This is a genomic window from Cryptosporangium japonicum (genome assembly GCF_039524755.1).
GTDB classification, from domain to species: domain Bacteria; phylum Actinomycetota; class Actinomycetes; order Mycobacteriales; family Cryptosporangiaceae; genus Cryptosporangium; species Cryptosporangium japonicum.
Window position 1 is genome coordinate 203,749 of record NZ_BAAAGX010000009.1, and the last position, 17,495, is coordinate 221,243.

Annotated in this window: 22 protein-coding genes and 11 tRNA genes; 20 read left to right on the forward strand and 13 right to left on the reverse strand. The window is 70.9% G+C overall.

The genetic code is table 11. The features are described 5' to 3' along the window. Positions 1-96: 96 nt before the first annotated feature. From ABD437_RS12185 to ABD437_RS12195, 3 genes are read right to left on the reverse strand one after another with little or no spacing between them, the layout of a single operon-like run. Complete coding sequence (locus ABD437_RS12185; protein ID WP_344648892.1) at positions 97-1,404, reverse strand: radical SAM protein; 1,308 nt, start codon at positions 1,402-1,404, stop codon at positions 97-99. A gap of 36 nt (positions 1,405-1,440) precedes the next feature. After that, positions 1,441-1,839 (reverse strand): superoxide dismutase, Ni, encoded by a 399-nt coding sequence (gene sodN / locus ABD437_RS12190; protein ID WP_344648893.1) that lies wholly within the window; start codon positions 1,837-1,839, stop codon positions 1,441-1,443. Further along, entirely contained in the window at positions 1,836-2,333 is a 498-nt protein-coding gene (locus ABD437_RS12195; protein WP_425558138.1) for a flavin reductase family protein, read from the reverse strand. The genes sodN and ABD437_RS12195 overlap by 4 nt, the downstream gene beginning before the upstream one ends. A 45-nt stretch (positions 2,334-2,378) precedes the next feature. Here ABD437_RS12195 and ABD437_RS12200 point away from each other — a divergent pair. The 11 genes from ABD437_RS12200 to ABD437_RS12250 all read left to right on the forward strand — a co-directional run bounded on the left by ABD437_RS12200 (position 2,379) and on the right by ABD437_RS12250 (position 3,249). Next, a tRNA-Lys gene (locus tag ABD437_RS12200) sits at positions 2,379-2,452 on the forward strand. A 4-nt stretch (positions 2,453-2,456) separates the two neighbouring features. Continuing rightward, positions 2,457-2,529, forward strand: a tRNA-Ala gene (locus ABD437_RS12205). 13 nt (positions 2,530-2,542) lie between these two features. Then, positions 2,543-2,619, forward strand: a tRNA-Asp gene (locus tag ABD437_RS12210). Between the two features lies 1 nt (position 2,620). Then, a tRNA-Ile gene (locus ABD437_RS12215) sits at positions 2,621-2,694 on the forward strand. A 16-nt stretch (positions 2,695-2,710) separates the two neighbouring features. Beyond that, positions 2,711-2,782, forward strand: a tRNA-Glu gene (locus tag ABD437_RS12220). A gap of 7 nt (positions 2,783-2,789) precedes the next feature. Then, positions 2,790-2,865, forward strand: a tRNA-Asn gene (locus tag ABD437_RS12225). Between the two features lies 1 nt (position 2,866). Then, positions 2,867-2,939, forward strand: a tRNA-Val gene (locus tag ABD437_RS12230). A 2-nt stretch (positions 2,940-2,941) separates the two neighbouring features. After that, positions 2,942-3,012 (forward strand) — tRNA-His (locus tag ABD437_RS12235). A 2-nt stretch (positions 3,013-3,014) separates the two neighbouring features. Then, positions 3,015-3,096 (forward strand) — tRNA-Tyr (locus ABD437_RS12240). Between the two features lies 1 nt (position 3,097). Next, positions 3,098-3,171, forward strand: a tRNA-Arg gene (locus ABD437_RS12245). A gap of 12 nt (positions 3,172-3,183) precedes the next feature. Then, positions 3,184-3,249, forward strand: a tRNA-OTHER gene (locus ABD437_RS12250). Positions 3,250-3,273: 24 nt separating this feature from the next. Here ABD437_RS12250 and ABD437_RS12255 read toward each other — a convergent pair. The 3 genes from ABD437_RS12255 to ABD437_RS12265 form a co-directional block, all read right to left on the reverse strand. Further along, positions 3,274-5,208: an acyltransferase family protein gene (locus ABD437_RS12255; RefSeq protein WP_344648894.1), complete on the reverse strand. Its 1,935-nt coding sequence runs from the start codon at positions 5,206-5,208 to the stop codon at positions 3,274-3,276. Between the two features lie 93 nt (positions 5,209-5,301). Further along, entirely contained in the window at positions 5,302-5,727 is a 426-nt protein-coding gene (locus ABD437_RS12260) for an HIT family protein (protein WP_344648895.1), read from the reverse strand. A gap of 6 nt (positions 5,728-5,733) precedes the next feature. Beyond that, complete coding sequence (locus ABD437_RS12265) at positions 5,734-6,447, reverse strand: SDR family oxidoreductase (RefSeq protein ID WP_344648896.1); 714 nt, start codon at positions 6,445-6,447, stop codon at positions 5,734-5,736. A gap of 77 nt (positions 6,448-6,524) precedes the next feature. Here ABD437_RS12265 and ABD437_RS12270 point away from each other — a divergent pair, with 77 nt between their 5' ends. After that, positions 6,525-7,364: a LysR family transcriptional regulator gene (locus tag ABD437_RS12270; protein ID WP_344648897.1), complete on the forward strand. Its 840-nt coding sequence runs from the start codon at positions 6,525-6,527 to the stop codon at positions 7,362-7,364. Here ABD437_RS12270 and ABD437_RS12275 read toward each other — a convergent pair. Continuing rightward, positions 7,339-7,725, reverse strand: coding sequence for a winged helix-turn-helix transcriptional regulator (locus ABD437_RS12275; protein ID WP_344648898.1), 387 nt, complete (start codon positions 7,723-7,725; stop codon positions 7,339-7,341). The two genes, ABD437_RS12270 and ABD437_RS12275, sit on opposite strands and share 26 nt — an antisense overlap. A 94-nt stretch (positions 7,726-7,819) precedes the next feature. Here ABD437_RS12275 and ABD437_RS12280 point away from each other — a divergent pair, with 94 nt between their 5' ends. Next, positions 7,820-8,185 carry a DoxX family protein gene (locus tag ABD437_RS12280; protein WP_344648899.1) on the forward strand — a complete coding sequence of 122 codons (366 nt, stop codon included), beginning with the start codon at positions 7,820-7,822 and terminating at the stop codon, positions 8,183-8,185. A gap of 7 nt (positions 8,186-8,192) precedes the next feature. Here the strand turns inward: ABD437_RS12280 and ABD437_RS12285 are convergent, their stop codons facing one another. Then, positions 8,193-8,588 (reverse strand): VOC family protein, encoded by a 396-nt coding sequence (locus ABD437_RS12285; protein ID WP_344648900.1) that lies wholly within the window; start codon positions 8,586-8,588, stop codon positions 8,193-8,195. Beyond that, positions 8,573-9,436, reverse strand: coding sequence for a dihydrodipicolinate synthase family protein (locus tag ABD437_RS12290; protein WP_344648901.1), 864 nt, complete (start codon positions 9,434-9,436; stop codon positions 8,573-8,575). The genes ABD437_RS12285 and ABD437_RS12290 overlap by 16 nt, the downstream gene beginning before the upstream one ends. A gap of 71 nt (positions 9,437-9,507) precedes the next feature. Between ABD437_RS12290 and ABD437_RS12295 the strand changes: the two genes are divergently transcribed. Continuing rightward, a complete protein-coding gene (locus tag ABD437_RS12295) occupies positions 9,508-10,398 on the forward strand; it encodes a LysR family transcriptional regulator (RefSeq protein ID WP_344648902.1) in 891 nt (296 codons plus the stop codon). Here ABD437_RS12295 and ABD437_RS12300 read toward each other — a convergent pair. Continuing rightward, complete coding sequence (locus tag ABD437_RS12300) at positions 10,358-10,867, reverse strand: GNAT family N-acetyltransferase (RefSeq protein ID WP_344648903.1); 510 nt, start codon at positions 10,865-10,867, stop codon at positions 10,358-10,360. The genes ABD437_RS12295 and ABD437_RS12300 overlap by 41 nt on opposite strands. A 128-nt stretch (positions 10,868-10,995) precedes the next feature. On the opposite strand from ABD437_RS12300, the gene ABD437_RS12305 reads away from it, so the two are divergent. From ABD437_RS12305 to ABD437_RS12315, 3 genes are read left to right on the forward strand one after another with little or no spacing between them, the layout of a single operon-like run. Next, positions 10,996-11,442, forward strand: coding sequence for an SgcJ/EcaC family oxidoreductase (locus ABD437_RS12305; RefSeq protein ID WP_344648904.1), 447 nt, complete (start codon positions 10,996-10,998; stop codon positions 11,440-11,442). A gap of 39 nt (positions 11,443-11,481) precedes the next feature. Next, entirely contained in the window at positions 11,482-12,597 is a 1,116-nt protein-coding gene (locus tag ABD437_RS12310) for an esterase-like activity of phytase family protein (protein WP_344648905.1), read from the forward strand. Then, positions 12,590-13,225, forward strand: coding sequence for a hypothetical protein (locus tag ABD437_RS12315; RefSeq protein WP_344648906.1), 636 nt, complete (start codon positions 12,590-12,592; stop codon positions 13,223-13,225). The genes ABD437_RS12310 and ABD437_RS12315 overlap by 8 nt, the downstream gene beginning before the upstream one ends. Here ABD437_RS12315 and ABD437_RS12320 read toward each other — a convergent pair. Beyond that, positions 13,207-13,872, reverse strand: a complete 666-nt coding sequence (locus ABD437_RS12320; protein ID WP_344648907.1) for a TetR/AcrR family transcriptional regulator C-terminal domain-containing protein — start codon at positions 13,870-13,872, stop codon at positions 13,207-13,209. The two genes, ABD437_RS12315 and ABD437_RS12320, sit on opposite strands and share 19 nt — an antisense overlap. A gap of 35 nt (positions 13,873-13,907) precedes the next feature. Here ABD437_RS12320 and ABD437_RS12325 point away from each other — a divergent pair, with 35 nt between their 5' ends. From ABD437_RS12325 to ABD437_RS12335, 3 genes are all read left to right on the forward strand, one after another. Next, positions 13,908-14,342, forward strand: coding sequence for a nuclear transport factor 2 family protein (locus tag ABD437_RS12325; protein ID WP_344648908.1), 435 nt, complete (start codon positions 13,908-13,910; stop codon positions 14,340-14,342). A gap of 55 nt (positions 14,343-14,397) precedes the next feature. Next, positions 14,398-15,075: a B3/B4 domain-containing protein gene (locus ABD437_RS12330; RefSeq protein WP_344648909.1), complete on the forward strand. Its 678-nt coding sequence runs from the start codon at positions 14,398-14,400 to the stop codon at positions 15,073-15,075. Between the two features lie 108 nt (positions 15,076-15,183). Further along, complete coding sequence (locus ABD437_RS12335; protein WP_344648910.1) at positions 15,184-15,606, forward strand: SRPBCC family protein; 423 nt, start codon at positions 15,184-15,186, stop codon at positions 15,604-15,606. Between the two features lie 147 nt (positions 15,607-15,753). On the opposite strand, the gene ABD437_RS12340 is transcribed toward ABD437_RS12335, so the two are convergent. Both ABD437_RS12340 and ABD437_RS12345 read right to left on the reverse strand, forming a co-directional pair. Continuing rightward, positions 15,754-16,506, reverse strand: a complete 753-nt coding sequence (locus tag ABD437_RS12340; protein WP_344648911.1) for an ABC transporter permease — start codon at positions 16,504-16,506, stop codon at positions 15,754-15,756. Further along, positions 16,503-17,444 (reverse strand): ATP-binding cassette domain-containing protein, encoded by a 942-nt coding sequence (locus ABD437_RS12345; RefSeq protein WP_344648912.1) that lies wholly within the window; start codon positions 17,442-17,444, stop codon positions 16,503-16,505. The genes ABD437_RS12340 and ABD437_RS12345 overlap by 4 nt, the downstream gene beginning before the upstream one ends. Positions 17,445-17,495 lie beyond the last annotated feature (51 nt).

A 17,495-nucleotide genomic window follows, 5' to 3' on the forward strand; every position in this document is an offset into this window, starting at 1 on the left:
GCCCACTACCGCCCGCGGCGACAGCGCTGCCACGGCGACAGGCGGAAACTAGGCCCGCGGCCACCCGACATGTGAGCGGCCGCGGCGGGAAGCAGCTCAGTCCTGGGCCGGCAAGCTGTCCATGAACGAGCTCACCGAGAACACGGCCCGACCAGGCCCGGGCGGCCCGTATCCGGGCGGGCTCGTCAGGCCGTTGGCCTCCATCACCGACCGGTAGGTCTGCAGCAGGCGCACGTGGTACTCCAGCGGCGCACCCTGCGGGTTGGTCTTGCCGAGCGGCGTCGTCGGCTCGGGGCACCAGGTGGTGAACCGCGGCGTGATGCCACGCGACATGAAGTACTGCAGCCCTTCGGCCGTCGAGTCGATCGCCTCGTCGACGCTCGTGAAGCCGTGCGGCGCGGCCATCTCCACGCCGGCGACGAAGTTCGGGATCACGTTGCGCGGGCCGAAGACGTCGGCCGAGTCGAGGATGCGGCGGTGCCACTCCTCGCGTCCGACGTAACGCTCTTTGCCGGGGCAGTACAGCTCGAAGAGCTTCTTGTCCCAGACCTCGTAGTTCGGGTGGTAGATCTGGATGCCGTAGTCCTTGAAGCGCTGGACGTCGGCCTTGGGCAGGGCCTGCGCCACGACCTTGCCGATCCACCGCCCGGGGAACCGCTCCTCGATCGCCTGGGCGTACCGGCCGTAGAAGTCGGCCTCGGCCAGCCCGTCGACCTTCCGCGTGACGCTGCCGCCGGTGAGCGTGTAGGCCTTCGAGGTGCGCGCGGTGTCGTACTTGTCGATGATCGCGAGCGCTTCGAGGATCTCGTCGGTCGGCTTGACGGCCGTGTACGGGCGGCCCGCCGCCTTGTGCTGGCGGTAGTTGTGGTTGATGTCGCAGTACTGGCACTCCTCGGTGGCGCCGAAGTACTGGCAGAGGCGGTACGCGGTGAGATAGATCAGGTAGCCCCACTGGATCGTCGGGGCGACCTCCATCACCGACTTCCCGTTCGGCAGCGTGTGCCGGTAGTAGTCGGGCATCGGCGGCAGGCCCACGTCGGCGATCGGCCGGCCGTCGAGGTAGAGCCGCATGCGGCCGTCTTCGTCGGTTTTGACGCGGTACGGCGAGGTGGGGTTGACCCGGACCGACACGACCGTGCGACGCAGCTCGTACGGGCCGCCGGTGAGCACGATCTCCTCCGGCGGGCGACGCAGCGCGGCCGTGCCCAGCTCGGGCAGCGTGCGGTGGTCGAACGAGAAGATGAAGTACGACTTCGGTTTGACGTCGCCGCTCTCGTTGTCGGTCAGTGCGGAGTCGTCGAAGGACAACCCGCCCCGCAGAAGATCCTCCTTGATGACCGCTTCCTTCGGCACGGTTGAGAAGCGACCCATGAGGTCTTCGACGAGGTCAGTGCGGGTAGACATGCGCCCTCCGGGGCGGGTTGTACGAGAACCTCCGGGTCAGGCCTGCTTGGTCTCCCAGAAGATCTTCGAGATCTCTTCGATTTTAACGAGCAACTTCTCCGCGATGGCGGTATCCACAGCCCCCTTCGCGCCGCCAGCTCCGGCGAGTTTGGTGGCCTCGTTGAAGAGCCCGTGCAGGTGCGGGTACTTCTCGAAGTGCGGGGCCTTGAAGTAGTCGGTCCACAGCACCCAGAGATGGTGTTTTACCAGCTCAGCGCGCTGCTCTTTGATGATCAGCGCACGGGTGCGGAACGCCGGGTCGTCGCTGTCCTGGTACTTCTTGACGATCGCCAGCACCGACTCGGCTTCGATGCGAGCCTGCGCGGGGTCGTAGACGCCGCAAGGAAGATCACAGTGAGCGCTCGCGACAGCGCGGGGACGAAAAAGACGAATCATGAGATTCCTTCCGTGACGAACTTCCTACGGTGATAGACCAGCGGCCCGTCGTCCGGGCCGTGGAACACCTCGAGCACCGACGCGACGACGAGCGTCGAATCGCCGACGGGCACGAGATGCAGCGGCGCCGCACGCAGCGCGGCCGGCGCGTCCGGGAGCACCGGCTCTCCGCTCGGGAGGGTCTCCCAGCCCTGTTCCGGCGTGAAGCGACGCCCGGCCGGGTGCGAAAACTCGTGGGCCAGGTCGACGTGCTTCGCGCCGAGCAGGTGCACGACGACGCTCGACGCGGCCAGGATCGCGGTCGCGGTCGGTGTGCTCATCACCGAGAACGACAGCGCCGGCGGCGCCACCGACACCGAGGCGACGCTCGACGCGGTGAGCCCGACCGGCCCGTCCGGACCGATCGCACTGATCACCGCCACGCCGGTCGGATACCGGCGGAAAGCCGACTTCATCTCGTCGGTGAGCAGTTCTTTTACTCCTGCGCGCTCCACGCGGAGCACGCTAAAACCTCAACCTCAGTTGAGGTCAAGCCGCACGCGCCGCTAGCTCAGTCGGTCAGAGCAGCTGACTCTTAATCAGTGGGTCCGGGGTTCGAATCCCTGGCGGCGCACTCGGGGCTCGTAGCTCATCCGGTAGAGCACCCGCCTTGCAAGCGGGAGGTGGTCGGTTCGAGTCCGACCGGGTCCACAGCAGTACCGATGCTCGGTTAGCTCAGCAGGTCAGAGCACCCGCCTGTCACGCGGGAGGTCGCCGGTTCGAACCCGGTACCGGGCGCCACGTCGTCGTAGCTCACCCGGTGAGAGCGCCGCGCTGATACCGCGGAGGCAGGAGGTTCGAGTCCTCCCGACGACACGCACGTCACCACCACGGCGCGTTCGGCTACCGGTAGGCCACCGGACTTTCAATCCGGGAGGAACGGGTTCGAATCCCGTACGCGCTACTCACAATCCCTCGTCGCCCAATTGGCAGGGCAGGCGGCTGTTAACCGCCACGGTGCAGGTTCGAGTCCTGCCGGGGGAGCCAGGTCCGTGTAGCTCAATCGGGAGAGCGCCCCGTTCACACCGGGGAGGTCGGCGGTTCGAACCCGTCCATGGACACTGTGGCCGTAGCTCAATGGCAGAGCACCAGGTCGTGGCCCTGGTGGCGCCGGTTCGAATCCGGCCGGTCACCCCGCGGGCGCGCCGACGATCGGAGAGTCGGGGCCGGCTGTAAACCGGTTGCATCGCTGAGAAGGTTCGAATCCTTCCGCCCGCACGCCCCCGTAGCTCAGCGGACCAGAGCACCAGGTTCCGAACCTGGGGGTCGGCGGTTCGATCCCGCCCGGGGGTACGCATCACCCGTACCGGAATGCCCGAGTGGCCCAAGAGCTCCGCCGGCAGGGCGCCGGTTCGAATCCGGCTTCCGGTTCTGCCGCCATCCGCTGCGCAGTGTTCAGTGCGAGCTGTGCCGGCCCCGGGGTGCGTCCGGCTCCTCGCCGGGGTACGGCTCGGCCGGTGGCCGCGCGTAACCGCCGGTCGTGGTGCCGTCCGGTCCGGGTGCGTAAGGGCCCAGATCCGGACGTCGGGCGCCCGCACCGCGCCCCGGCTGTCCGCGTCCGGGCGGCCCGGATGCGTGCGACGCCGGTACCCGCGGCCCGGGCGCGTAGGGATCACGCGGATGCCCGCCGCGCGGCCCGCCTCCCCGCGCGTTCTCGTCCCACGGCCCGGCCCCACGCGGCCCGGCACCACCCGGCCCAGCCCCACGAGGCCCAGCCCCACGAGGCCCGACACCACCCGGCCCGGCACCACCCGGCCCGGACCCATGAGGCCCACCGCGACCCGGCCCAGCCCCATAAGACCCCGCTCCACGCGGCCCAGCACCCGCAGGCCCGACCGGCCCAGCACCCCCGGGAAACCCAGCACCCCCGGGAAACCCAGCACCCCCGGGAAACCCAGCACCCCCGGGAAACCCAGCCCCCCGTGACCCCGGCGGGCCCGCACCATACGGCGGCTGAGGCGCGTACTGCCCCGGCCCGACATACTCCCCCCGAGAAGCCTGCGCATGCACGTACCGCGGATCCGGCCCCGGCACCCCCGCCGCAGGCGCGTACCGCGGATCCGGCCCCGGCACCCCGGCCGCAGGCACGTACCGCGGATCCACCCCCGCACCCCCCGGCATCGAATCGTCGAACGTCGGCACGTGCGGCTCACCCCCCGCAGCCGTCGCCGCAGAATCCGCCGCGGCCTCGGCCGCGCGTTCCTTCTCACGCACCTCCGACGCCGACGGCCCCGCCGGCCACAACCGGGGTTTCCGCCGCGCGGCCAGATCCTCCGCCCACCCGAACAACATCACCGCGACGGCGATCAGCACCCAGACCACCGCGTACGCGAAGACCGGGTTCGTCGACACCCCCGACTCCCAGAAACCCCCGAGCGCTTCCAGCCGCTCGCCGCTGAAGAACGCCAGGTCGATGAGGATGTTGTGCCAGAGGTAGATCGTCACCGCGCGGTTGTTGACCAGCGCCACGAACCGTCCGAGCACCGGCGTCCGGCCGATCCAGGACGCGTCCGGAGCGAACCGCAGCAGCGGCAGGATCACCGCGATCGACCACAGCGACTGCGCGACCGGAATCCCGTTGAGGTCATAGGAGTCGGACGGATGCATCAGCACCCACCCCACGGCCCCACCCGCGGCCAGCAGGACGAACGCCACCAGACCGAAGTTCGGCAGCCGCTTCAGCGCGCCGGTTCGATGAGCGAAGCCGAGCATCCAGCACGGGGCGAAGGTGCCCAGGTCGGATACGAGCGCCCAGATCGGCCCGTCGTCACCGTTCGGTAGGAAACCCCACGCCTGGGCGACGATCAGACCCAGCGGCGCGACGAGCGTCGGGATCGGCGCGCGGCGGAAGGCCGTGAGCAGCGCCGGGCTGAGCAGCACCAGCCAGAGGTAGGTCCGCAGGTACCAGAGCACCACGGTGACGTTCTCGCCCCACTCGTTGCCGGGCGGGTCCAGCAGTGGCACGAACCAGAACACCAGGTGCCACAGGGGGATCGGCTCACCGGTGTCGACGTTGGTCCACGTGCTCATCCGGCCGCCGGCCCACACCATCAGCGGCACCGTGATGGCCCCGAACAGCCACAGGGCCGGGAGCAGGCGCCGGACCCGGTTGCGGATCACGGTGGTGGGGTCCTGCCGGTCCAGCGAGTTCACCATGAGCCCGCCGGCGAGCGCGAACATCACGCCCATCGCCGGGAAGACCCAGCTCAGCCAGGCTCCGCCGAACGTGTGGTAGGTGACGACTCGCACGATCGCGGCGGTCCGTAAAGCGTCCAAATACAGTTCGCGTCGTCGCGCACCGGGCACAGTTGTTCCGACGGCAGGCGTCATCGGAAGTCTCCAAGTGATCGGGGTGACGCCTGCTATCTGAGCAAACGCTGGGGATCCTGAGAAGACTCACAGGTTAACCGTGGCGCACAACTTTCACCCACTAAACGCCTCCCGCAGCGCGGCCGCATCCGAATCGAGCAAGTCGCGGTCGCGGACACGCCAGTCCGCCGACAGCCGGAACGTGTCACCGCGGAAGCGCGGCACCACGTGCAGGTGCACGTGGAAGACCTCCTGGAACGCCGCTTCGCCGTCGGCGAGGAACAGGTTGATCCCCTCGCACCGGAGCCCGGACCGGCGCACGGCCCCGGCCAGACGATGTGCCGTACTCCACATCGCCGAGCCGAGGTCCTCGGGCAGATCGGCCAGCCCGACGACGTGCCGGCGCGGGATGACGAGCAGGTGGCCCGGGTTGACCGGTTGGATGTCCATGATCGCCAGCACCTGCTCGTCGGCGTGCACGACGCTGGCCGGGCTCGCGCCGGCCACGATCTCGCAGAAGACGCACCTGTCGGCCATCACCCCGTACTACCAGGGGACGACACCGTTGTCGTCGAAAAAGCCGCCGGTCGGGCCGTCGTCGGGCAGCGTCGCGAGATGGATGCCGATGGCCGCGCCCTGCGTCGGTGTGCGGTGGCCCCGGAAGCCGTTCAGATCGGTCGCGGTGAAGCCGGGGCAGCCGAGGTTGATCAGGATGTTCGTGTCGGCCAGCGCCTTGGCGTACTGGACGGTGACGGCGTTGAGGAACGTCTTGGACGGCGCGTAGGCCATCGACAGCGGCCCGGTCGCGTCGGTGCCCTGGCTCTGCCGCGCCAGCGAGCCCACGCTGCTGGACATGTTGACGATCCGCGGTGACGCGGACGCACGCAGCAGGGGCAGGAACGCGTCGGTGACACGGATGACGCCGAGCACGTTGGTCTCCACAGCCGTCCGCACGGTGTCGAGGTCCGCTCGTCCGGGTTCCTGGGCCATGCCGCCGGTGATGCCGGCGTTGTTGATCAGCACGTCCAGTCGCTCGAACTGCGCGACCGCGGCGGCGACGCTCGAATCCGACGTCACGTCCAGCGCGACGCCGAACGCGTCCGCGCCGCCGGCCCGCAACTTCTCGACGGCTTCCTCGCGGCGGGCGTCGTCGCGCGCACCGACGCCGACGCGCCAACCGAGGGCTCCGAGCCCGACCGCGATCTCGTAACCGATCCCCTTGTTCGCGCCGGTGACCAGCGCAATTGTCTGCTCGCTCATGCTTTTGATCGTCGCGCCGACCCGGCGGGGGCGGCCAACACCGATCAGGTGCCCGGCGATACCCGTAAGGTATGGATATGGAGACCCGGGAGCTCCGCTACTTCGTCGCGGTGGCCGAGGAACTGCACTTCGGCCGCGCCGCCGAGCGGCTCGGCATCGCCCAGCCGCCGCTGTCCCGCGCGATCCAGCAGATCGAGCGGCGTCTCGGCGTCACCCTGCTGGAACGCTCGAGCCGCGCCGTGGCGCTGACCGAGGCCGGATCGGTTCTGCTCCGGGAAGGCCGGGCCGCACTCGATTCGGTCGACGCCGCCGAGCGGCGCACCCGGCGCGCGGCGTCGAGCCGCGCCGGGTTGGTGCTGGTCACCAAGGCCGGGGCGTCGAGCGAGCTGCTCGCGAAGTTGCTCGACGCGTACGCCGCCGAGCCCGATTCGGTGGACGTCGAGGTCGTGCTGTGCGCGGTGACCGAGCAGGAGCACTACCTGCGTGACGGCCGGGCCGACGTGGCGCTGCTGCACCGCCCGTTCGACTCGACGGTGGGGCTGGACACCGAGGAGCTGTCCACCGAGGGGCAGGTGGTGCTGCTGCCCGCCGGCCATCCGCTGAGCACACGCCCGCACGTCCGGCTGGAGGAGATCAGCGCGTTGCCCGGCCTGCCGTTGCCTCGCTGGCCGCGCGCCGACGGCACCTGCCCGGACGGCGAGGGCCCGGTCGTGCACGACTCCGTGCAGCTCCAGCAGCTGATCGAGCTCGGGCGCGCGATCGCGGTGCTGCCCGAGTCCGTCCGCACGCACCTGCGTGGCGGCATCTCGATCGTGCCCGTGCTCGACGCCCCGCATGTGACGACCGTCATCGCCTGGCCGCCGCACAGCCGCTCCCGCCACCTCGCTCACTTCATCCGCGTCGCGACCCAGCTCTGAGGTAGGCCTCCCGGCTGGCCTCGATGTGCGGCACGTGCTCGATGGCCCACCCGGCCAGCGCGAGCGCGGGTGCGATCAGGCTCTTGCCCACCGCGGTCAGCGCGTACTCCACCCGCGGCGGCACTTCCGCGTGCACGGTCCGGGCCACCAGCCCGTCCCGCTCGAGGTTGCGCAAGGTCAGCGTCAGCATGCGCTGGGAGATGCCCGGTATCTGATGGTGCAGGTCGGTGAAGCGCACGGTGCCCTGATCGAGGGTCGCGACGACGAGCAGCGTCCACTTGTTGCAGATCTGGTCGAGGATCGCGCGGAGCGTCTTGCCGCCGTCGCCGCGGATCATGCAGGTGTGTTCGTACTCGGACACCGCTCCCCCTTGGGCACACGCCTGTGCCTTTTGTAAGCCCTCCAATAGTGACGCATGATTCGGCTACTTACTGCTCGTAACCATCGAGGTCACCATGGAAATCGCCTACTGGATCGTCGCCGGCTTACTCGCGCTGTTCTACGCCTACGGCGGCGGCGTCAAGGTCGTACGCAGCAAGGAAGCACTCCAGCCGATGATGGGCTGGGTCGACACGATTCCGATGCCGCTGGTCCGCACGATCGGCGTCCTCGAAGTGCTCGGGGCGATCGGCCTGATCCTTCCGCCGCTGACCGGCATCGCGCCCGCGCTGGCCGTCGCGGCCGCGATCGGGCTGGTGCTCGTGCAGCTCGGCGCGATCGTCGTGCATTCCTCGCGCGGCGAGTACCGGGACCTCTGGCTGAACGGCGTCCTGCTGGTGCTCGCCGCCGTCGCCGCCTGGCTCGCCACCACCTGGCTCTAGGCCTGTTTCACAAGCCGCCGAGCAGATCCCAGCGGTTGCCGGCGATGTCGAGGAACACCACCACCCGGCCGTAGGGCTCGGCGCGCGGCTCCCCCACGAACCGCACGCCGGCGTCACGCATCCGCTGGTAGTGCGCGTCGAAGTCGTCCACCCGCAGGAAGAAGCCGACGCGCCCGGCCAGCTGGTCCCCCACGGCTGCGGCCTGGCGTTCACCGTCGGCGCGAGCGAGCAGGATCCCGGTGCGCGCACCGGGCGGGCGCACCACGACCCACCGCTTCGGTGTGCCGTGGTGCGTCGACACCGCCGGCGAGTCCTCGGTCAGCTCGAACCCCAACACCTCGGTGAAGAACTCGATCGCCGGGTCGTACTCGTCGACGATGATCGTCGTCAGTTCCAAGTGCATGCGGTGGAAGCTATCCGGGCCCGCGCCGCCGCCACCAACGCGGGATCGGCGGCCAGCAGCGGCAGCCGCACGTCGGGCGTCGGGATCCGCCCCTCCGCGTGCAGCACCCCCTTGATCACGGTGGGGTTCGGCGCGGCGAACAGGGCCGCCGACAACCGGCTCAACGGGCGGCCCAGCGTCCGCGCCTCGTCCACCAGACCGTCCCGCCACGCCGACACGAGCCGCGCGTAGTCGCCGGTCAGGCAGTGCGCCGACGCCGTGATCGCACCGGTGGCCCCCATCGCCAGCAGCGGCCCCAGGAAAGCGTCGTCGCCGCCGAGCACCGCGAAGTCCGGCGGCGGGTCGGCCAGCAGGCCGACGGTGTCCGCGGTGATCCCGCCCGGAGCGTGCTTCACGCCCACCACGCCCGGGATCGTCGCGAGCTCGCGCAGCGTCGCCGCCGAGAGCGGCTGACCGGTCCGGGCCGGCACGTCGTAGACCACCAGCGGCACCGGGCTCGCCGACGCGAGCGCCCGGAAATGAGCGATCACGCCCGCCTCACCCGGCCGGACGAACGGCGGCACGACGGTCAGCGCGGCCCGGACGTCCGTCCCGCCGAGCGCGGCCAGCGACGCCGCCGAGTCGGCGCCCACCAGCAGCGGGCACCCCACGCCGGCGACCACCTCCACCACGAATCGCCGCTCGGCCCCGGTCAACGCCGAGACCTCCGACGTCGTCCCCAACGCGACGAGGCCGCTCGCCCCGGCGTCGACACAGGAGTGGGCGAGCCGCTCGAGCGCGGCACCGTCCACCGAGCCCGAGCCGTCGAACGGCGTGATCAACGGGACGAAGAGACCGGTGAGCGTCATGACCTCAGCCTGGAACCCCAGGAACCCTTAGCGCCAGTTCCGATTCCTACCCCAATACCTAAGCTGAGCTGATGCTTGACGTCCGGCGACTGCGCCTGCTCCGCGACCTCGCGCACCTCGGCACGATCTCGGCCGTCGCCGAGGCGCACACCTACACCGCGTCGGCGGTGTCCCAGCAGCTCGCGGCTCTGCAACGGGAGGCCGGCGTGCCACTGCTCGAACGCTTCGGCCGACGCGTGCGGCTGACCGCCGCCGGCGTCGCACTGGTCGAGCACACCGAGGTGCTGCTCGGCGCCCTCGAGGCCGCCGACGCCACGCTCGCGGCCGCGCGCGGTGGCCTCACCGGTCCGCTGCGCATCGGCGCGTTCCCCAGCGCCGTCCGGACATTGCTGCCGGCCGCGCTCGCCGCACTCGGCCGCGACCACCCGCACCTGGACCTGCACGTCTCCGAGCTCGACCCGGTCGACGTGCCGGCCGCACTGCGGAAGCGGCGCCTGGACGTCGCGCTCGTCCACGACTACGACCTCGTGCCGGCCGACCCCGACCCCACGGCCGAGTCGCTGCGGCTGCTCGACGAGCCGGTGTTCCTCGCGGTCGCCGACGAACACCCCGGGACCCTCGCGGACGCCGCCGACTCGCACTGGATCGTCGGCAGCCCGGGAACGCTCTGTCACACGCTGGCGCTACGGCTGTGTCACGACGCCGGGTTCAGCCCCCGAGTACGCCACCACGCCGACGATTTCACCGCTGTGCTCGCGCTCGTCGCCGCTGGTCAGGGCGTCGCGGTGGTGCCACAGCTGGGGGTCGAGCACCTGCCGGCGCCGGTGCGACTGCGTACGTTGCCGATCCGTCGCCGCACGAGCATCGCGTTCCGACGCGGTTCCGGCTCGCACCCGGCCGTCGCCGCCTGTGTGACCGCCCTCAGTTCAGCTGCGTCTGGTAGCGGACTTCGGCCAGATTGAAGTTCTCGCGTTCGACGCGCCGGCCGCCGTCGGCCTTCCAGCCGTAGCGCTCGTAGAACAGCCGGGCCCGAACGTTCGCCTCGAACACCCACAACACCGCGCTCCGACGACCGGCACGCGCCAGTTCCGCGCTCGCCTCGCCCAGCAACCGGCCGCCGGTGCCGCGTCCCCACATCCGGGGATCGACGTACAGCGCGTAGACCTCGCCGGTGAGGACCGGTAACTCCCGATCGATCGCGGGCCCGAACGCGATGAAGCCCTGTGCGCACGGCCCCTCCTCGGCCAGCAGCACCCGGCCGGCTCCACCGGCGAGGATCCGCCGCCAGACCTCGTAGCGCGCGTCGACCGACAACGCGTTGAGGTACGCGTCGTCGATCAGGTCCCGGTAGCCCGCGCGCCAGCCAGCGACGTGAATCTCCGCGATGGAACGAGCGTCGCTGTCCGCGGCGGGGCGTAGTGCAAGACTCACCTTGCCGGTTCTACCCCGTGGCACCGTCTCGACACAGTGCTTTCGATAAGTCGCTCAGGGTGATTACCGGGCACCGTACCGATGCGACGCTTGACCTGAAGTCGGCTTCAGTTCCTACGGTCGGCGGCATGAACACCGACATCGAAGCGATCCAGCAGGTCGTCGCCACCGTCGAGCGGTCCCAGAACAACGAGGACGTCGACGAGTTCCTCACGCTCTTCCGCGACGACGCGATCTGGACGACGGGCCACGGCAAGCGCCTGTTCGGCCTCGACGAGATCGCCGCGTTCACGCGCCAGGTGCTTCCCGGCGGGATGAAGGACGCGACCGTGACGTTCGAACTCGAACACGTTCTCTTCATCCGGCCGGACGTCGCCGCGGTCAAAGTGCGCCAGCTCTACCGCACGGCCGAGGGCCCCGACGTCGGCACTCCGCTGTGGGTGCTGGCCAAGGAAGACGGGCGCTGGTTACTGACCGCCTGCCAGAATACGGGCGCGCCCAACGACGATCCGGCCCGCCCGATCTTCGCGCCCAGTACAACCAGTGGTCACTCGGACCTCACAACGGAGGCTTAGCGTCTGGCGCGCTGGATCCGCCCGGGAAAGGACGACGTCATGCGCACGGCCGCTCTGCTCACGTCCGCACTGACCGCGGCCGCGCTGGTCACGGTCGCCCCGCCGGCCCGGGCCACCGAGCCCGTCGCGCTCGACTTCCTGGGCGCGACCGTCCTGCCCAACGCCGAGCAGTTCCAGGGCACGACGGTCGGCGGGCTGTCGGCGATTAGCTACGACGCCCGCTCCGGCCAGTACTACGTGATCAGCGACGACCGGTCGGCGAAGAACCCGGCGCGGTTCTACACCGCACGCATCAAGGTCTCGACGACTGGCGCACCGGAAGTGACCCTGACCGGCACGAAACCCTGGCTCCGGCCGGACGGCACGGTGTTCCCGCCGACCGCGGGAACCACCGTCGCCCCCGACCCCGAGGGCCTCGCGGTGGACCCACGCAGCGGACAGCTCTTCTGGAGCAGTGAGGGCGAGCGCGCCCTGCCGAGCACGATCGGCGACCCGTGGATCCGCATCGCGTCCCGGGACGGTGCCTACCGCGGTGAGGTGACGCTGCCGCCGCACTTCACAATGAGCACCGAGCCCACCGGCCCGCGACAGAACCAGGTGCTCGAGGGCCTGTCGTTCACGCCGGACGGTCGCCGCCTCTACGCCGGCACCGAGGACCCGCTCTTCCAGGACGGCCCGGTGCCCTCCCCCGCCGCGGGCGCGCTGACCCGCGTCACCGAGTTCGACCCGCGGACGCGCAGGGCGGTCGCCGAGTACGCGTATCCGCTGGAGAAGCTGTTCGCGACGCCGCCGAACGCGGGCTCGACCGACACCAACGGCCTCACCGACGTGCTCGCGCTCGGCCACGGCAAGCTGCTGATCACCGAGCGGGCGTCGATTTTCTCGACGAACACCTGGAAAGTGCGCCTGTACCTCGCCGATACGCACGGCGCGACGAACGTCCTGCACCGTAAGGCGTCAGCAGGCACGCCGATGCGCAAGAAGCTGCTGCTCGACCTCTCCGACGTCCCCGGGCTGAAGCTCGACAACTTCGAGGGCGCGACGCTCGGCCCGCGCCTGCCCGACGGGCGCCGCAGCCTGATCCTGGTCACCGACGACAACTTCAACGCCGCCGAGGTCACCGAATTCGCGACGTTTGCGATCTCCGGTGTCTGACGTCCCGCTGCCGATCCGCCCCCGGGGCCCGGTGAACCTGACCATCGCCGCGTGCCTGGTCGGCGCCGCCGCACCGCTGGTACTGCTCGCCTGGTCGCCGACCGGTGCGATCGTCGCCGCGCTGGTGGTCTTCGCAGCCCTGCTGCTCGGGCCCGACCTGCTCGACCGGCGCTTGGCCGACTTCGACCGCGCCGACCGGCTCGCCGCCGCCTGGGTGCGCGCCGAGCCGGACCCGGACGAGGTCGAGCTGCTGGTCCACGGCCCGGAGCGGGTCGCCGATCCGGCTCGGGTCTGGCGGTCACTGGCCCGGGCCGGGCTGTTACGCCCCCGTTCCTCCCACGCCGAACTGCCCGCGGTCTACGCCGGTGCGCTCCTGGGCGTCGGGTTCGGGCTGGTCAGCGTCGTCGGTGTCGTGGTGATCGACGCGGTTCAGGCGCAGTCGCCGACGCTGGCGGCGTTATCGGTCGCCGGGGTCATGCTGGTCTTCGCCGGGGTGCAGTTGGTCGCACGCTGGGGCGCGGCCCGGGCCGGCGAGCGGCTGGCCTGGCTGGACGTCGGCGACCCCCGGACGCTCGCCGGCCGCCGTGCGCTGCACCTGCTCCCCGCCGATCAACGCGGCCCGCACTGACCGGCGATCCCGTCCAGGACGCAGGTGAGCCCGCGTTCGAACCGGTCGTCCGGCCCGAAGTCCTCGGCCTCACGCATCATCCGACGCAGGCGCGGATAACCGTCGATGACCTCCGCGAGGTACGGGGCCACCTCGGCGCGCCACTCGGACTCGCCGAGGCCCGCGCGCTGGGTCTCGGCCGTCTCCCGTGCGGCCGCGCCGAGCACGTAGGCCAGTAGCGTCTCGACCGCGCTGCTCGCCGACGTGGGGTCCTCGGTGAGCCCGGCGACGGCGGCGAGCGCGTGCTCGTGGTGGCTGAGCGCGTTCGGCCCGATCGCGGGGCGCCCGGCGAGTTCGGCCCCCAGCCAGGGGTGGCGGCGAAACAGCGCGCGCCGGTTGCGTGCGAGCGCGCTCAGGTCCGCCCGCCAGTCGCCGCCGGCCGGTGCCGGGATCGCCTCGCCGAGAACGGCGTCGACCATCCGCTCGACGATCTCCTCCCGGCTCTCGACGATCCGGTAGAGCGACGCCGTCCCGGATCGCAGCGCGGTGGCGACCCGGCGCATCGAGACCGCTGGGAGCCCTTCGGCGTCGGCGATTCCGATGCCGACGTCGACGACCTCGCGCAGGCCGGGCGCGCGGGTCGGGGTCGGCTTGGACCAGGTGATCATGGCTACAGTGTAGCCAACCTGGTTACAGTGTATCCATGGACACTCTCATCAGCCGGTACTTCGCCGCGGTGGACGACAAACGCCTGGACGCCGCCACGGTGGCCGCGACCTTCGCCCCCGACGGCCTGATCCGCCGTCCGGACGGCTTCGAGCTCGTCGGCCACGACGTGATCCTCGAGGAGCAGAACGCCAGCTTCGCCCGCTTCCGGGCGACCCATCACATGTTCACGAACGTCCTGGTGGAGCCGGACGGCGACACCGCCCGGATCCGCGCGAACATGCAGGCCGTGCACATCTGGGACCCCGAGCGGAACGATCCGCTCGAGCTGAACACGCACTTCGTCGGCGGTGGTGTGCTGACCGGGATCGGTGTCCGCACCCCGGACGGCTGGCGCCTGCGCGAGATGGGCATGCGCCTGGTCTGGCGCACCGGTTCGGTGCTGCCGATGCTCAAGGGCCTACGGCGCTGACCGGACGCGCCGCCTGAGCGTCGCGTCCGCGCTCCGGTAGTCCATCGTCTTGTCCATGGTCACGTTCTCCCTCCATCCCGCCGTCGCCGAAGCCTTCCCGGACGCCGTCATCGCGGTGCTCACCGCGACCGAGCTGCGCAACCACGGGCCGTGGGCCGCCACCGACGGGGCCGTCGCCGCGCTGCAGCGCGCGCTGGCCGACGGCACCTGGCGCCCCGCCGACGAGACCGACCCGCGCATCGCGGCCTGGCACACGGCCTACCGGGCCTTCGGCACCAACCCGCGTCGCATCCGCCCGAGCGTCGACGCGCTCGGGCGGCGGCTGGCCAAGCAGGGCTCGCTGCCGCGCATCAACCCGGCGGTCGACTCGTACAACGTCGTCTCGGTCCGCCACGCGCTGCCCGCCGGCGCGTTCGACCTGCGCCACGTCACCGGCGACGTGGAGATCCGCTTCGCGGTCGGCGACGAGTCGTTCACGCCGCTCGGCGAGCCCGACGTCGTCGAGCACCCCAAGCCGGGCGAGGTCATCTACACCGACAGCACCGGTGTGCTGACCCGGCACTGGAACCACCGCGACGCGCACCGCACGCGGGTCACCGAGGACTCCACCGACGTCGCCTTCCTGCTCGAATCCCTGCACGGCCCGGTGCAACCGGCCGTCGAGGAGCTCGAAGCCCTCCTCCAGCGGCCGGTTTCACAAACGATCATTTGCGCAAAGGATCTTTTGGGTTAGGGTGGTGCCCGTGATCTCGCACCGCGTGGGGGTGCTGCGGCGGGCCGGGCTGGTCGAGCAGCGGCGCAGCTGGGACGACCGGCTCGACGCTCTCGAAGGGCACCTGCGGTGACCGCGGACGAGTTGATCGCCCGGCGTCAGCTGCGGGCGGCCGCCGAGCGGGTCTGGACCGCCTTCACGACCCCGGACGGCATCGCGGCGTTCTGGGGCGGCTCGCACGCCACCGTGCCACCCGCGTCGGTGCGTGTCGATCTGCGCCGGGGCGGCGAGTTCTCGCTCGACACCCGCGGCCCGGACGGGGCGTCCCGCCGGCTGCGCTTCGTGTACGTCAGCATCACCGCCCCGCACGAGCTCGTGTTCGACGAGCCCGTCACCGGCCTGCGCACCACCGTCACCATCCGCCCGAACGGCGAGGGCACGGACCTGACCGTGCACCAGCGCCGGGTTCCCCCCGAGCTGCGCACCACGCAGGCCGCGAACGGGCTCGCCGCGATTCTCGACGCACTCGCCCACCACCTGGAGAGATCATGAGCAGCCAGCGCGAACTCGTCGCCGGGTACTTCGAGGGCTTCCGCCGCAGCGACCACCAGCGGATCCTCGCGACGCTCACCGACGACGACCTTTCACCTCCCGCGACGGCCTCGTCGCCCGCGTCGACTCCTACGTGGTTCCGCTGCCCTAGGGCGCGACCCGGCGGTAGCACCGGGTGGCCCAGGTCAGCGTCAGCACCGTCAGCGCGCCGATCACCAGCACGCCGACCCCCACCCGGGAGAGGTCCACCACGCCGTCCGACAGCGCCCGCGCCGCCTGCACGGCGTAGTACAGCGGGTCGGCGTACGCGAGCCCGCGCAGCCAGCCGGGCGCCAGCGAGAGCGGCAACAGCACGCCGGAGAGCAGCGTCAACGGCAACTGCAGGCCGGTGACGACGGCCGCGAGCCCGCCGATATCGCGGAAGATCAGCCCGAGCGCGCTCGACCACGCCGACGTCGTCGCGGTCACCAGGCACAGCAACCCCAGCAGCCCGAGCACGCCCGGGACCGAGGGGTCGTACCCGAACGGCACCGCGATCAGCACGACGATCGTCGCCGGCACCAGGAACGCGACGACGTCACGCAGCACCCCGCCGAACAGCAGCGCGAACCGGCTCGCCGGCGTGACGCGCAGCCGCTCCACCACGCCGGTCTGCAGCTCGGCGATCACACCCCAGCCGGCGCCCATCCCGGAGCTGAACGCCAGCAGCGCCAGCAATCCGGGCAGGAACACGTCGAGCACCTCGCCGCGCGGGAACGCCGCGCTGCCGGCCAGCCGATCCAGCAACGGCGCGAACAGGAGCAGGTAGAGCAGCGGCGTGGTCAGCCCGCTGATCACCCAGACCGGCTGCCGGATCGTCTCGAGCATCTTGCGCCACCACAGCAGTCCGACGTCACTCATGCGACATCACGTAGCGCGCGCCCGGTGACCCGCAGGAACACCTCGTCCAACGACGGCTCCACCAGCGTCAGCGCCGCCAGTTCGACCCCGGCGCCGCCCAGCACGTCGAGCAGCTCGGGCAACGCGTCCGGCCCGTCCGGCACCGCCAGCCGCAACGCGTCCCCGTCGAGGACCACGTTCCGCACGAACGGCTGCGCATCGAGCAACGTGCGGACGGCCGGGACGTCACCGCGCGGCCGCAGCGTCACGGTGTCACCGGCCAGTTGCGCCTTCAACGCCCGGGGCGCGCCCTCGGCGACCACCCGCCCGGCGTCGACGATCGCCAGCCGGTCGGCGAGCGCGTCCGCCTCCTCCAGGTAATGCGTGGTCAGCACGATCGTCGTGCCGTCGGAACGCAGCGCACGCAGCTGGTCCCACAGGTTCGCCCGGTTCTGCGGGTCCAGGCCGGTCGTCGGCTCGTCCAGGAACAGCACCCGCGGACGATGAGCGAGTCCCAACGCGATCTCGAGGCGCCGGCGCTGGCCACCCGAGTACGTGCCGACCCGGCGATCGACGAACGCACCGAGCGCCAGCGCCTCGATCAGCTCGTCGGCGCGCCGCCGCGCGTCGGACCGGGACGCCCCGTACAGCCGGCCCTGGAGCAGCAGGTTCTCCCGCCCGGTGGCCGGTAGGTCGGCCCCGCCGATCTGTCCGACGTACCCGATCCGGCGGCGCACGGTACGCGGGTCACGAGCGACGTCGGCACCGGCGACGACGGCGGTGCCGGCGTCGATCGGCAGCAGCGTGGTGAGCATGCGCAGCGTCGTGGTCTTGCCGGCGCCGTTCGGGCCGAGCAACCCGAACAACTCGCCAGCGGCGACGCGGAGGTCGAGCCCACGAACGGCCTCCACGCCCGGGAACGACTTGCGTAAGTCCTGAACTTCGATGACGTCAGCCATGCGAGCCACTATCAATCGTCTATTGAACTTTGTCAATCAAATGGTTGATTA

What these genes read in the sequence shown, in the direction of transcription:
- ABD437_RS12280 (WP_344648899.1), top strand. Translation starts at nt 7,820, where the DNA reads ATGGAAATCGCCTACTGGATCGTCGCCGGCTTACTCGCGCTGTTCTAC.
- ABD437_RS12305 (WP_344648904.1), top strand. Translation starts at nt 10,996, where the DNA reads ATGAACACCGACATCGAAGCGATCCAGCAGGTCGTCGCCACCGTCGAG.
- ABD437_RS12285 (WP_344648900.1), bottom strand. Translation starts at nt 8,588, where the DNA reads ATGCACTTGGAACTGACGACGATCATCGTCGACGAGTACGACCCGGCG.
- ABD437_RS12295 (WP_344648902.1), top strand. Translation starts at nt 9,508, where the DNA reads ATGCTTGACGTCCGGCGACTGCGCCTGCTCCGCGACCTCGCGCACCTC.
- ABD437_RS12255 (WP_344648894.1), bottom strand. Translation starts at nt 5,208, where the DNA reads ATGACGCCTGCCGTCGGAACAACTGTGCCCGGTGCGCGACGACGCGAA.
- ABD437_RS12330 (WP_344648909.1), top strand. Translation starts at nt 14,398, where the DNA reads ATGGTCACGTTCTCCCTCCATCCCGCCGTCGCCGAAGCCTTCCCGGAC.
- ABD437_RS12325 (WP_344648908.1), top strand. Translation starts at nt 13,908, where the DNA reads ATGGACACTCTCATCAGCCGGTACTTCGCCGCGGTGGACGACAAACGC.
- ABD437_RS12265 (WP_344648896.1), bottom strand. Translation starts at nt 6,447, where the DNA reads ATGAGCGAGCAGACAATTGCGCTGGTCACCGGCGCGAACAAGGGGATC.
- sodN (WP_344648893.1), bottom strand. Translation starts at nt 1,839, where the DNA reads ATGATTCGTCTTTTTCGTCCCCGCGCTGTCGCGAGCGCTCACTGTGAT.
- ABD437_RS12185 (WP_344648892.1), bottom strand. Translation starts at nt 1,404, where the DNA reads ATGTCTACCCGCACTGACCTCGTCGAAGACCTCATGGGTCGCTTCTCA.
- ABD437_RS12270 (WP_344648897.1), top strand. Translation starts at nt 6,525, where the DNA reads ATGGAGACCCGGGAGCTCCGCTACTTCGTCGCGGTGGCCGAGGAACTG.
- ABD437_RS12290 (WP_344648901.1), bottom strand. Translation starts at nt 9,436, where the DNA reads ATGACGCTCACCGGTCTCTTCGTCCCGTTGATCACGCCGTTCGACGGC.
- ABD437_RS12345 (WP_344648912.1), bottom strand. Translation starts at nt 17,444, where the DNA reads ATGGCTGACGTCATCGAAGTTCAGGACTTACGCAAGTCGTTCCCGGGC.
- ABD437_RS12340 (WP_344648911.1), bottom strand. Translation starts at nt 16,506, where the DNA reads ATGAGTGACGTCGGACTGCTGTGGTGGCGCAAGATGCTCGAGACGATC.
- ABD437_RS12310 (WP_344648905.1), top strand. Translation starts at nt 11,482, where the DNA reads ATGCGCACGGCCGCTCTGCTCACGTCCGCACTGACCGCGGCCGCGCTG.
- ABD437_RS12320 (WP_344648907.1), bottom strand. Translation starts at nt 13,872, where the DNA reads ATGATCACCTGGTCCAAGCCGACCCCGACCCGCGCGCCCGGCCTGCGC.